The sequence below is a fragment of the Micromonospora halophytica genome (assembly GCF_900090245.1).
In the GTDB taxonomy this organism is placed as follows: domain Bacteria; phylum Actinomycetota; class Actinomycetes; order Mycobacteriales; family Micromonosporaceae; genus Micromonospora; species Micromonospora halophytica.
This window is the reverse complement of the sequence record NZ_FMDN01000002.1, coordinates 76803-89640: the sequence shown is the minus strand read 5'-3', so window position 1 is coordinate 89640 and position 12838 is coordinate 76803. Positions and strand designations below refer to the sequence as shown.

At 71.2% G+C, this 12838-nt stretch carries 11 protein-coding genes and 1 tRNA gene; 9 read left to right on the top strand and 3 right to left on the bottom strand.

The window, feature by feature from the left end; all coding sequences use genetic code 11:
- Nucleotides 1–12: 12 nt before the first annotated feature.
- Nucleotides 13–492 (bottom strand): Lrp/AsnC family transcriptional regulator, encoded by a 480-nt coding sequence (locus tag GA0070560_RS03075; protein ID WP_091291111.1) that lies wholly within the window; start codon nucleotides 490–492, stop codon nucleotides 13–15.
- Nucleotides 493–575: 83 nt separating this feature from the next.
- On the opposite strand from GA0070560_RS03075, the gene GA0070560_RS03070 reads away from it, so the two are divergent.
- A complete protein-coding gene (locus GA0070560_RS03070; RefSeq protein ID WP_091291109.1) occupies nucleotides 576–1751 on the top strand; it encodes a trans-sulfuration enzyme family protein in 1176 nt (391 codons plus the stop codon).
- A gap of 49 nt (nucleotides 1752–1800) precedes the next feature.
- Here the strand turns inward: GA0070560_RS03070 and GA0070560_RS03065 are convergent, their stop codons facing one another.
- Nucleotides 1801–2304 (bottom strand): hypothetical protein, encoded by a 504-nt coding sequence (locus GA0070560_RS03065; RefSeq protein ID WP_245675330.1) that lies wholly within the window; start codon nucleotides 2302–2304, stop codon nucleotides 1801–1803.
- A 281-nt stretch (nucleotides 2305–2585) separates the two neighbouring features.
- Nucleotides 2586–2658, bottom strand: a tRNA-Leu gene (locus GA0070560_RS03060).
- A gap of 105 nt (nucleotides 2659–2763) precedes the next feature.
- Between GA0070560_RS03060 and GA0070560_RS03055 the strand changes: the two genes are divergently transcribed.
- From GA0070560_RS03055 to polA, 8 genes are all read left to right on the top strand, one after another.
- Nucleotides 2764–3384, top strand: coding sequence for an ANTAR domain-containing response regulator (locus tag GA0070560_RS03055; protein WP_088975174.1), 621 nt, complete (start codon nucleotides 2764–2766; stop codon nucleotides 3382–3384).
- A gap of 142 nt (nucleotides 3385–3526) precedes the next feature.
- On the top strand, nucleotides 3527–4726 hold the full coding sequence (locus GA0070560_RS03050) for a hypothetical protein (RefSeq protein ID WP_091291105.1): 1200 nt from the start codon (nucleotides 3527–3529) through the stop codon (nucleotides 4724–4726).
- Nucleotides 4727–4977: 251 nt separating this feature from the next.
- Entirely contained in the window at nucleotides 4978–6126 is a 1149-nt protein-coding gene (locus GA0070560_RS03045; RefSeq protein ID WP_091291103.1) for a branched-chain amino acid ABC transporter substrate-binding protein, read from the top strand.
- A 64-nt stretch (nucleotides 6127–6190) separates the two neighbouring features.
- Nucleotides 6191–7174, top strand: coding sequence for a branched-chain amino acid ABC transporter permease (locus tag GA0070560_RS03040; RefSeq protein ID WP_091291101.1), 984 nt, complete (start codon nucleotides 6191–6193; stop codon nucleotides 7172–7174).
- A complete protein-coding gene (locus GA0070560_RS03035) occupies nucleotides 7171–8349 on the top strand; it encodes a branched-chain amino acid ABC transporter permease (RefSeq protein ID WP_091291099.1) in 1179 nt (392 codons plus the stop codon). The genes GA0070560_RS03040 and GA0070560_RS03035 overlap by 4 nt, the downstream gene beginning before the upstream one ends.
- Nucleotides 8342–9283 carry an ABC transporter ATP-binding protein gene (locus GA0070560_RS03030; protein WP_091291096.1) on the top strand — a complete coding sequence of 314 codons (942 nt, stop codon included), beginning with the start codon at nucleotides 8342–8344 and terminating at the stop codon, nucleotides 9281–9283. Before GA0070560_RS03035 ends, GA0070560_RS03030 begins: the two co-directional genes overlap by 8 nt.
- The gene (locus GA0070560_RS03025) at nucleotides 9270–9983 is read left to right on the top strand and encodes an ABC transporter ATP-binding protein (protein WP_091291093.1); all 714 of its coding nucleotides are present in this window, start codon (nucleotides 9270–9272) and stop codon (nucleotides 9981–9983) included. The genes GA0070560_RS03030 and GA0070560_RS03025 overlap by 14 nt, the downstream gene beginning before the upstream one ends.
- A 149-nt stretch (nucleotides 9984–10132) precedes the next feature.
- Nucleotides 10133–12832, top strand: a complete 2700-nt coding sequence (polA, locus tag GA0070560_RS03020) for a DNA polymerase I (RefSeq protein ID WP_091291091.1) — start codon at nucleotides 10133–10135, stop codon at nucleotides 12830–12832.
- Nucleotides 12833–12838: the final 6 nt, after the last annotated feature.

The following is a 12838-nucleotide window of genomic DNA, read 5'->3' as shown; positions in this document are numbered from 1 at the left end:
CCGGATCGTGCCCTATCCCATACCCCGGGCCTGCTCGAAGATCAGGCTGGTCTGGGTGTGCTGCACCACCGGATCCACCGCGAGATGGTCCAGCACGAAGTCGCGCAGCGCGTCCCCGGACGCGGCCCGAACGTGCAGCACGTAGTCCTCCGCGCCGGCCACGTGGAACACCGACACCACCCCCGGCAGCCGCACCGACCGGGCCCGGAACGCGTCCACCGCGGCCCGCTCGTGTGCGGTGAGCCGTACCGAGACCAGCGCCTGCAGCGGCAGCCCCACCGCCGCCGGATCGACCTCGGCGTGGAAGCCGCGGATCGCCCCGGACTCCCGCAACGCGCGGGTGCGGGTCAGGCAGGTCGAGGGTGCCACCCCCACCCGTTCGGCGAGTGCGTTGTTCGGCAGCCGGCCGTCGGCGGCCAGCTCGGTCAGGATGGCGCGGTCGACCTCGTCCAGCACGGCGAACCGCCGCACATCATTCGGCGCAGCAGGCATGTGAACATCCTTCCCCGAATCTCGCAACATGCCTAGCTCGACCCGCAGAATTATCTTCGAATCTCTTGCCCTGCGGCGTGCGGATGTTCGACGCTTCCGCCATGACGACCGTGGACACCCGGGCCGTGCACGCCGGCCGCGACGACCTCGCAGCCCTCGGCGTCCACGTGCCGCCGATCGACCTCTCCACCACCAACCCGCTGCCGTCGGTCGACAGCGGCGGCGACGCGTACGAACTGCTCGCCACCGGCGGCACCCTCCCGCCCGGCGCCAGCGCCGTCTACCAGCGGCTCTGGAATCCCACCGTGGCCCGCTTCGAGACCGCGCTGGCCGAACTGGAGGGCACCGCCGAAGCCGTCGCCTTCGCCAGCGGCATGGCCGCCCTCACCGCCGCCCTGCTCGCCGCCACCCGCGACGGCAAGCGGCACGTCGTGGCCGTCCGCCCCCTCTACGGCGGCACCGACCACGTGCTCGCCACCGGCCTGCTCGGCACCGAGGTCACCTGGGCGCGGCCCGATGAGGTCGCCACCGCCGTACGCCCCGACACCGCCCTGGTCATCGTCGAGACCCCGGCCAACCCCACCCTCGACCTGGTCGACATCGCCGCCCTCGCCGACGCCGCCGGGAACGTCCCGCTGCTCGTCGACAACACCGTCGCCACCCCGGTGCTCCAGCAGCCCGCCCGGCACGGCGCCGCGCTCGTCCTGCACAGCGCCACCAAGAGCATCGGCGGGCACGGCGACGTGCTCGCCGGCGTCGTAGCCTGCGACACCGGCTGGGCCGCCCGACTGCGCCAGGTCCGCGCCGTCACCGGGGCGGTGCTGCACCCGCTCGGCGCGTACCTGCTGCACCGCGGCCTGCAGACGCTGCCGCTGCGGGTCCGCGCCCAGCAGGCCGGCGCCGAGAAGCTGGCCGGTTGGCTCGCCGGCCACCCCGCCGTCGTCCGCGTGCACCACCCGTCGGTCCACGACCCGGCCGGGCTGGTCGGCCGGCAGATGTCCGGCCCCGGCAGCCTGCTCGCCTTCGAGGTACGCGGCGGGGCCACCGCCGCGGCCACCGTCGCCGGTGCCTGCGAGCTGATCACCCACGCGGTGTCGCTCGGCGGCGTGGACACGTTGATCCAGCACCCGGCCTCGCTCACCCACCGGCCGGTCGAGGGGGAGGCCAAGCCGTGCGGTGGACTGCTGCGGATCTCCGTCGGGCTGGAGGACCCGGAGGACCTGCGGGCGGACCTGGAGCGGGCGCTCGCCACGATCTGAACCCACGGGCCGGCGCCTCGACCCGATTGACGGGCAGGCGCCTCGCGGGTCACGACTTCGGGCCCACGTGCCTGTCGAGGGCGGCGACCGCGTCCCGGCGGGCGACCGAGAGCGAGTTGCGCCGGTTCATCCGCCAGGCGATGCCCAGCAGGTCGAGAGCCCACTGGCAGAGCCCGATGATGTCGGCGGACTCGTTGGTGAACATGTAGCGCGGGTAGACGTACCGCTTACCGCGGACGGTGACCCGGTTGGCGAAGCGGCAGCCGTCGGAGTGGAAGAGGCCGCGCAGGAGGTCGCCGGGGTGGCGCTCGACGATCTCGCGTTGCCAGTCGGCCAGCACGATCGGGCGCTCGTGCTTCTTGCCCGGACCGTGTTGCGGGAAGAGGCATGACCAGTGCTTGCCGTAGCCCTGCACATTGACGCAGCCCTGCTGCGGGACGCGTTGCACCTTCTCCGCGAGAACCGCGCGCATCGCGTCATCACACGCCTCGATCAGGCCTGGCCAACTGGCCGTGCAGGAGACCCGCAGCACCGGCACGCGGGCGGTGGTCACCAGATGTCCGTCTCCGAGATAGAGGCCAAGGAGGTAGGCATAGGCCGCGGGATCTGTCGGACCGTCGACGTCGTCGCGGCACCGGAAGCAGCGCAGCGCGGTGTTGTGCACGGCCGGGACCGGCCGATCCCTGCACCAGTGCCAGACCGTGCGGTAGCTGAGGCCGACACTGCGGGCGGCATCGGCGATGGTGGCGCCGGACAGGAAGATCTGCCGTGCTCGGGCGCGAGTCTCGGGTGGATGCACAATGGCATCATCGAACGGGTGTACGACAATTTCGGTGTCCCCGGTGGGATTCGAACCCACACTGTCGGAGGTTTGAGCTCCGTTTCTCTGCCATTGGAATACGGGGACAGGGTGACCCGACGCTGCCGCGTCGAGCCATAGGTTACCCACTACGCTAGGGGCGGCGACACCCGGCACGGCGGGTGTCGGGGCACAGACTGGTGGGAGTGGCTCGTGGCCGAGACGCAGACGGATGCCGAGCGCAGGCGCGTACTGATCGCCGAGGACGAGGCGCTCATCCGGCTGGACCTGGCCGAGATGCTGGTCGAGGAGGGCTACGAGGTCGTCGGCGAGGCCGGTGACGGCGAGACGGCCGTCCGGCTGGCCGAGGAGCTCAAGCCGGATCTGGTCATCCTCGACATCAAGATGCCGATCATGGACGGGCTGGCCGCCGCCGAGCGGATCGCCGGCGCCCGGATCGCCCCGGTGATCATCCTGACCGCGTTCAGCCAGCGCGACCTCGTCGAGCGGGCCCGGGCGGCCGGCGCGATGGCGTACCTGGTCAAGCCGTTCCAGAAGAGCGACCTGGTGCCGGCGGTGGAGATCGCCCTGTCGCGCTACTCGGAGATCGCCGCGCTGGAGGCGGAGGTCGCCGGCCTCACCGACCGGCTGGAGATCCGCAAGACCGTCGAGCGGGCCAAGGGCGCGCTGATGACCACGTACGGCATGACCGAGCCGCAGGCGTTCAAGTGGATCCAGCGCACCGCGATGGACCACCGGATGACCATGAAGGAGGTCGCCGAGCGGATCCTCGCCGAGACCGCCGGCGGCGAGGTCACCCAGCCGACCGCCTGAGCACCGAACGGGCTCGGCGACCAGCCGCGGACCCGCCTCGACCGACGGCGGCCACACGACGCGGGTCCGCTTCGCGCCGGTGGGTGGCCCGGCCGGCCCCAGCGGACTCCCGCGACGTCGCGTTCGTGGCTAGCATCGACGGGTGTCCACCCGACGGGTCCTCGCGGTGCTCGGCGTCCTCGCCGTGCTGGTGGCTGCCGGCTGTGACCCGGCACCCCGACGGGAGGCCGACGAGGAGCCGCTGCGCCCCGGGTGGCAGCCGCTGACCCTGCCCGCGCCGCCGGGCCCGCCCGGCCGCGCGCTGCTGCGCGACGCGACGGCCTGCGCCGGCCGGTGGTACGCGGTGGGCGGGCTCGCCGACGCCGACGGCGGCACCCGTCCGGCGGCCTGGACCAGTGTGGACGGTACGACGTGGACGGCGCTGCCGATCGCGGCGGATTCCTTCTACGGCCGGCAGAACGTGCTCTACTCGGCGGGCTGTCGGGATGGTGTGCTGGCCGCGATCGGCGCGAAGGTCGGTGGCGCGCACGGGTATCCCCGGGTGAGCACCTGGCGGCAGCGTGTCGACGGTGGACTGGTCGAGGTGTCGGCGTCCTTCGAGACGTACGGCGGGCCGAAGGCGGTGAACGTGTCCCGGCTGGCGGGCGGTCCGGCGGGCTGGCTGATCGTCGGCAACCGTTCCAGCGGCGCGGCGTCCTGGGTGTCGCCGGACGCGGCGGACTTCGCGCTGGTGGAGGGCGCGCCGGAGTTGGCCTCCGACGGGCGCGGGGCGACCTGGGCGTTCGACGCGGTGGGCGTACCCGAGGGGTGGCTGGCGGTGGGCGGGGTGCTGCCGGCGGGCCGGATCGACCGTGACCCGGCGGTGTGGTCGTCGGTGGACGGGCGGAACTGGCGGCGCAGCGTGCTGCCCGGCTCGGAGCGCTACGAGGAGGCGCAGCGGGTGGCCCTGGTCGACGGCGTTCCGGTCGCCGTCGGGTTGCGGGGCGACGGGTTCGCGACGTGGCGGCGCGCGGGCGACGACTGGGTCGCGGCGGGTGGTTTCGCCGGTGGCCCGGCCGCCGTCGGGTCCGGGTCTCGGGCCGCCGGGGTGCCGTCGGTGGACGGGCTGGTCGCGGCGGAGGGCCGGCTGCTGGCCGTGGTGTCGGACGGCGCGGCCCGGTCGGTGTGGACGTCGGCCGACCGGGGTGACTCCTGGCGGCCGGTGGCGCTCCCGCTGCCGGTGGCCGCCGGGGCCCAGCGGGACGTGGCGGTGGCGGCGGTGGGGGAGCGGATCTGGCTCTTCGTCGACGACGGCGAGCGGTCGGCGGCGTGGTCCGGATCGACGCCCGCCGTCCCGCGATGAGGGCGTATCGGGGGTTTAAGGACCGGTCAGGGATCGGCCTGTTACGGGGTCCGTATCGATCCCGCACGTCTTCGTAACGGTTTCGCAGACCCCGCTCCTAGGCCTTCCCCGGCCGTATGAGTGTCGGTACGCTCCGCCATCACGAGCCGTAACGCAGGGGCGTCCCTGCCGGGTGGGTGGTGGTGCGGGCTGTGCTGTCGCTGCCTCTCTCGGCGCAGTCGCCTTCTGCCTCTGGAGGAGGTCAGGAAGCCGTGAGGCGTAGCTATGTACGGGTGCTGGGGGCCGCCGCGATCGCCGTGGCGATGGTCGGTGCCGCGGGTTGCCAGGACTCGGGCGGTGGCGACAGCACCGCGTCCGGCGACTGTGGTGGCAAGATCGCTATCTTCGGCGCGTTCACCGGTGACAACGCCGGTCTGGTCCTGCCGTCGCTGAACGGCGCGAAGCTCGCCGTGAAGCAGCACAACGAGAAGAACCCGGACTGCAAGGTCACCCTGCAGGAGTTCGACACCCAGGGTGACCCGGCGGTGGCGACTCCGTTCGCGAACCAGATCGCGGGGGACAACTCGTTCCTCGGTGTCATCGGCGGTCACTTCTCCGGTGAGTCCGACGCGACCATGCCGATCTACCAGGCCGCCGGCCTGGCGATGGTCAGCCCGTCGGCGACCCGGACCGACCTGACCCAGAAGGGCAACACGTCCTTCTTCCGGGTGGTCGGCCACGACGGCACCCAGGCGGGTGCCGTGGCGACCTACCTCAAGTCGCAGAACGCCGCGAAGGTCTTCCTGATCGACGACGGCAGCGCCTACGGCGCGGGCATCACCGCCGAGCTGGGCAAGAACCTCGGCGCGACGCTGGCCGGCACCGACAAGATCCAGGAGAAGCAGTCGCAGTTCGACGCGACCGTCTCCAAGATCAAGTCGGCGCAGGCGGACTTCGTCTTCTACGGCGGTTACACCCGTGAGGCGGCGCCGCTGGTGAAGCAGATGCGTGCCGCCGGTGTCCAGGCCAAGTTCGTCGGCCCGGACGGTCTGTACGACCCGGCGTTCCCGCAGGGCGCCTCGGGCGGCGCCGAGGGCGCCATCATCACCTGCCCCTGCCTCCCGGCCGACAAGGCCGGCGGCACCTTCTCCGCCGACTACCAGAAGGAGTACGGCCAGGCGCCGGGCTCCTACGGCGCGGAGGGCTTCGACGGCGCCCAGATCTACCTGGACGCGTTCAAGGACGGCAAGAAGACCCGGGCCGACATCCTGGCGTACGTGAAGTCCTACGACAAGCAGGGCGTCTCGAAGTACATCAAGTTCGACGACAAGGGTGACGTCGACCCGTCGAAGGTCGTCATCTGGGCCTACCAGATCAAGGGCACGGAGATCAGTGCCCTGCAGGAGCTCAAGCTCAGCTGACGAGACGGCGCTGGAGTGCGGCCGGGGTGTCGTCCCCGGCCGCACTCGATGCAAGGAGACCCCGGTGAATTTCGACGAACTCTTCGGCCACCTCGGCCAGCACACCGTCGACGGGCTGTCCAAGGGGGCGATCTACGCCCTGATCGCCCTGGGCTACACCCTCGTCTACGGCGTCCTGCGTCTGATCAACTTCGCCCACTCCGAGGTCTTCATGGTCGGCACCTTCGCGGTGCTGGGCGTGTGGACCGCGCTCGGGGTGGAAAATAACCCACCGATCGGCCAGGCCGTCCTCTTCCTGGTCATCGGTCTGGTCGTCGCGGCCCTCGCCTCGGGCGGCACGGCCCTGGCGATCGAGCGGATCGCCTACCGTCCGCTGCGGCGCAAGAACGCCCCGCCGCTGATCTTCCTGATCACCGCGATCGGCCTCTCCCTGGTGCTGGTCGAGGTCTTCGGCCTGCTCCTGCCCGACGTGGCCGGTGGCGCGCTGCCCTCGATGTTCGGCCGGGCCCGGCAGATCGTCGGCATGCCGACCATCCTCAAGCAGGAGACCCTGTTCGAGATCGGCGGCACGCAGATCACCAACATCCAGCTGATCGTCTTCGTCTGCGCCGTGGTGATGATGGCGCTGCTGGACTGGTTCATCAACCGCACCCGGTACGGCCGGGGCGTGCGCGCGGTGGCCCAGAACCCGGAGACGGCCGCCCTGATGGGCGTCAACCAGGAGCGCGTGATCATGCTGATCTTCGTGCTCGGCGGCATCATGGCCGGCGCGGCCGCGCTGCTGTGGAGCATGCGGTTCGGCTTCACCCAGAACAGCATCGGCTTCGTGCTGGGCCTCAAGGCCTTCACGGCCGCGGTGCTCGGCGGTATCGGCAACCTGCGCGGCGCGCTGGTGGGTGGACTGTTCCTCGGCATCGTCGAGGTCTACGGCGCGACGCTGTTGAGCTCCCAGTGGGAGGACGTCATCGCCTTCGTGGTGCTGGTCGTGGTGCTGATGTTCCGTCCGACCGGCCTGTTGGGTGAGTCGCTGGGGAGGGCACGCGCATGATCGACAAAATCCGGAACGCGGACCGTCGGCGGATCGGTGCGATCACCGCGGTCGGCGACCGTTGGCGGGCGTTGCCGAAGTGGCAGCGCATCCTGGGCGTGGTGGCGTTCGTCGTCTTCCTCTACCACCTGCCGTGGTTGGGCAAGCTGCCGGGCGGTCTCATCATCCCGGGCCTCAACGACCTGCGGACGGACAGCATCACCGGCGGCAACAACTGGGCCGGCGTGCTCTTCGTCTGCGCCATCTACGTGCTGGTCGCGGTCGGTCTGAACGTGGTGGTCGGCCTGGCCGGCCTGCTCGACCTCGGCTACATCGGCTTCTTCGCCATCGGGGCGTACAGTGTCGCGCTCTTCGGCTCGGTCAACTCGCCGGTGGTGAAGTGGTTCCAGCGGGAGTTCGACCTGCCGGAGACCTGGGCGGTGACCTGGGCGATCTGCCTGTTCATCGCGATCGTGCTGACGCTGATCTCCGGGGTGCTGCTGGGCTGGCCGACGCTGCGGCTGCGCGGCGACTACCTGGCCATCGTGACCCTCGGCTTCGGCGAGATCATCCGCATCGTGGCCCGCAACTCCGAGAACATCACCAACGGTCCGCAGGGCATCTCCGCCATCCCGGGCCCGGAGGGCCCGCCCTCGGCGGACAACCAGGTCTTCGGCCTGATCGACGCGAGGCCCTGGTACTGGTTGGCCATCACGGCGGTGCTGCTGATGGTCTTCGCGGTGCGCCGGCTGGAGCACAGCCGGGTCGGCCGGGCCTGGCTGGCGGTCCGCGAGGACGAGGACGCCGCCGCGGTGATGGGGGTCTACCCGTTCAAGTTCAAGCTCTGGGCGTTCGCCATCGGTGCGGCCCTGGGTGGCCTGGCCGGGTTCCTCTTCGCCAGCCGCAACGCGTTCATCGACCCGACCCAGTTCAACGTGAACCTGTCCATCCTCTTCGTGGCGATGGTCGTGGTCGGTGGCTCGGGGAACATGGTCGGCGTGTCGCTCGGCGCGGTGCTGCTGGCCTACCTGCCCGAGCGGTTCCGGGAGATCGCCGACTACCGGTGGCTGGCCTTCGGCCTGGCCATGGTGCTGGTGATGATCCTGCGTCCGCAGGGCCTGATCCCCAGCCGGCGGCGGACCCGCGAGTTGAAGGACCGCGCGGCGGAGGCAGAGGAGGCGCCCGCTCATGTCTGACCAGACCACCGGCACCGTGGCGCCGAAGATCCCGACCCAGCCGGGGCCCCGCCCCGTGCTGCTCGAGGTCGACGACGTGACTCTCCGCTTCGGCGGTGTGGTCGCCCTCGACAAGATCAATTTTCAGATCCACGAGGGTGAGATCCTGGGGTTGATCGGGCCGAACGGGGCGGGCAAGACCACCACGTTCAACGTGATGACCGGGGTGTACAAGCCGACCTCCGGGGCGGTCCGGTTCCGCGGCGAGCGGGTCACCGGCCGCAAGCCGCACCAGATCAGCAAGCTGGGCATCTCCCGGACCTTCCAGAACATCCGGCTGTTCCCGGAGATGACGGCGCTGGAGAACGTCATCGTCGGCACCGACTCCCGGCACAAGACCAGCGTGCCGGGGGCGCTGTTCCGGGTGCCCCGGTTCAAGCCCAAGCCGCACGAGCTGCCCCAGGTCACCGCCCCGTCCGGCCCCGCCCGGACGTGGCAGCAGATCCGGCGGTCGTTCGCGCAGACCTTCGGCCTGTCCCGGCACGTCCTGGAGGAGCGGGCGGCCGAGGCGAAGGCGATGGAGCTGCTGCGCTTCGTCGGCATCGCCGACCGGGCGAACGACGCGGCGCGCAACCTGCCGTACGGCTACCAGCGCCGCCTGGAGATCGCCCGGGCGCTGGCGACCGAGCCGAAGCTGATCTGCCTGGACGAGCCGGCCGCCGGCTTCAACCCGGCGGAGAAGGAGGAGCTGCTCGGCCTGATCCGCAGGATCCGCGACATGGGGTTGACCGTGCTGCTCATCGAGCACGACATGCGCCTGGTCATGGGCGTCACCGACCGGATCGTGGTGCTGGAGTTCGGCCGGAAGATCGCCGAGGGGGCCCCGGCCGACGTCAGCCAGGACCCGAAGGTGATCGCCGCGTACCTGGGGGAGTCCGCTGATGACGCTGCTTGAGCTGGACAACGTCACGGTGTCGTACGGCCGCATCGAGGCCCTGCACGGCATCAGCCTGACCGTCAACGAGGGCGAGGTGGTGGCCCTGATCGGCGCGAACGGCGCCGGCAAGACCACCACCATGCGGGCGATCTCCGGGATCCGGTCGCTGTCCGGTGGCCGGATCACCTTCAACGGCGAGGACATCAGCAAGCTGCGGGCCGACCTGCGGGTGGTCCGGGGCCTGTGCCAGTCGCCCGAGGGCCGGCAGATCTTCCCCGGCATGACGGTGCTGGAGAACCTCGACATGGGGGCGTACACCCGGCGGGACTCCGCCGGCATCGCCGCCGACCTGGAGAAGGTGCTCGAGCTCTTCCCCCGGCTGCGTGAGCGGCGCAAGCAGCCCGGCGGCACGCTCTCCGGCGGTGAGCAGCAGATGCTGGCCGTCGGCCGGGCGCTGATGAGCCGGCCGAAGCTGCTGCTGCTGGACGAGCCGTCGATGGGCCTGGCCCCGATGGTGATCCGGCAGATCTTCGACATCATCACGGAGATCAACCAGCAGGGCACCACGATCCTGCTGGTGGAGCAGAACGCCCAGCAGGCGCTCTCCCGCGCCCACCGGGGCTACGTGCTGGAGACCGGCCGGATCGTCAAGGAGGGGTCCGGGCAGGACCTGCTGCACGACCCGGCGGTCAAGGAGGCGTACCTCGGCGTGGCCTGAGGTCGTCGTAGCGTCGCGGCCGTCCGCCCCCGGTGGGGGTGGGCGGCCGCGACGGCGTTTCGCGCCGCCTGCGTCCGCTGCCGGTTTCGGCGGTGGCGCGCGGTGCCGCCGGCTCAGGGTTGTCGGCGGTACGGACTAGAGTCGCTGCCGTGACAGCTACGACGCCGCGCCTGCTTCTCGTCGACGGACACTCCCTGGCATACCGGGCCTTCTTCGCCCTGCCGGTGGAGAACTTCTCCACCACGACGGGTCAGCCGACCAACGCGGTCTACGGCTTCACCTCGATGCTGATCAACGTGCTGCGCGACGAGCAGCCGACCCACATCGTCGTCGCCTTCGACGTCTCCCGCCGCTCCTTCCGCACCGAGAGGTACGCGGAGTACAAGGCCGGCCGCAGTGAGACCCCGACCGACTTCAAGGGCCAGGTCAGCCTCGTCAAGGAGGTGCTGGCCGCGCTGCGGATCCCGGTGGTGGAGAGGGAGGGCTACGAGGCCGACGACGTCATCGCCACCCTCGCCTGCCAGGCCCGTGACCAGGGCATGAAGGTGCTGATCACCACCGGCGACCGGGACGCCTTCCAGCTCGTCGGCGACGACGTCACCGTGCTCTACCCGCGCAAGGGCGTCTCCGACCTGGCCCGGATGGATCCGGCCGCCGTCGAGGCGAAGTACGGCGTCGGCCCGCAGCGCTACCGCGACCTGGCCGCCCTGGTCGGGGAGACCAGCGACAACCTGCCCGGCATCCCCGGCGTGGGGCCGAAGACCGCCGCGAAGTGGATCAACACGTACGGCGGGGTCGACGGGGTCATCGCCCGGGCCGACGAGATCAAGGGCAAGGCCGGCGACAGCCTGCGCGAGCGGCTGGCCGACGTGATCCGCAACTACGAGATCAACTGCCTGGTCTCCGACCTGGACCTGCCGGTGCGCCCGGAGGACGCCCGCTGGCAGGGCTGGGACCGGGAGGCGGTGCACCAGGTCTTCGACACCCTCCAGTTCCGCATCCTGCGGGACCGGCTCTACCAGTACCTGGAGGCGGTCGAGCCGGAGGCCGAGGCCGGCTTCGACCTGGCCGGCGAGGTGCTCACCGAGCCCGGCTCGCTGGCCGGCTGGCTGGAGACGCACGCCCCCACCGGCACCGCCGTCGGGCTGGCGGTCAAGCTCGACACCGGCCCCAACCGCCGGCACACCGCCTCGGTGACCGGCATGGCGCTGGCCACCTCCGGCGGGGCGGCGGCCTGGTTCGACCCGGCCCGGCTGGAGCCGGCCGACGAGTCGGCCCTCGCGGCCTGGCTGGCCGACCCGGCCCGGCCCAAGGTGCTGCACGACAGCAAGCCGGCGGTACTCGCCTTCGCCGCGCACGGCTGGACCCTCGACGGCATCGCCCGGGACACCCAGATCGCCGCCTACCTGGCCCGCCCCGACCAGCGCTCGTACGACCTGACCGACCTGGCGCTGCGCTACCTGCACCGGGAGCTGCGGGTGGACGCGCCGGAGACCGGGCAGCTCACCCTGGACGGGCTCGGCGACGAGGGCGTGGTCGAGCAGAACCTCATGCTCCAGGCCCGGGCCACCCTCGACCTGGCCGACGCGATCGACGCCGAGCTGTCCCGCGACGGCGAGCAGTCCGCCCGGCTGATGGCCGGGGTGGAGCTGCCGCTGATGCGGGTGCTCGCCGACATGGAGCGGATCGGCATCGCCGCCGACACGCAGTACCTGTCGGAGCTGGAGGCGCACTTCGCCGCCGAGGTGAAGGCCGCGGCGCAGGGCGCGTACTCCGCGGTCGGGCGGGAGTTCAACCTCGGCTCGCCCAAGCAGCTCCAGGAGATCCTCTTCGGTGAGCTGGGCCTGCCGAAGACCAAAAAGATCAAGACGGGCTACACCACCGACGCCGACGCCCTGCAGTGGCTGTACGCGCAGCACCCGCACCCGGTGCTGGAGCACCTGCTGCGCCACCGGGACGTGGCCAAGCTGAAGTCCACCGTGGACGGGCTGCTGAAGTCCGTCTCGGACGACGCCCGCATCCACACCACCTTCAACCAGACGGTGGCGGCCACCGGCCGGCTCTCCTCGACCGAGCCCAACCTGCAGAACATCCCCATCCGCACCGAGGAGGGGCGGCGGATCCGTCGCGCCTTCGTGGTGGGGGAGGGCTACGAGTGCCTGCTCACCGCCGACTACAGCCAGATCGAGATGCGGATCATGGCGCACCTGTCGTCGGACGACGCGCTGATCGAGGCGTTCAACTCCGGCGCCGACTTCCACGCCGCCACCGCCTCGTCGGTCTTCGGGGTGCCGGTCGGCGAGGTCACCGCCGACCAGCGGCGCAAGATCAAGGCGATGAACTACGGCCTGGCGTACGGCCTCAGCGCGTTCGGCCTCTCCCAGCAGCTCGGCATCAGCGCCGAGGAGGCGCGCGGGCTGATGGAGAACTACTTCGCCGGCTTCGGCGGGGTACGCGACTACCTGCACGAGGTGGTGGCCCGGGCCCGCCAGGACGGCTACACCTCCACCATCCTCGGCCGGCGCCGCTACCTGCCGGACCTGGTCAGCGACAACCGCCAGCGCCGGGAGATGGCCGAGCGGATGGCGCTCAACGCCCCGATCCAGGGCTCGGCGGCCGACATCATCAAGGTCGCCATGCTGCACGTCGACACCGCGCTGCGTGACGCCGGGCTGCGCTCGCGGATGCTGTTGCAGGTGCACGACGAGCTGGTCTTCGAGGTCGCCCCCGGGGAGCGGGAGACGCTGGAGGCACTGGTGCGGCGCGAGATGGGTGGGGCGTACCCGCTGTCGGTGCCGCTGGAGGTGTCGGTCGGCGAGGGCCGCGACTGGAACAGCGCCGACCACTGATGTCCG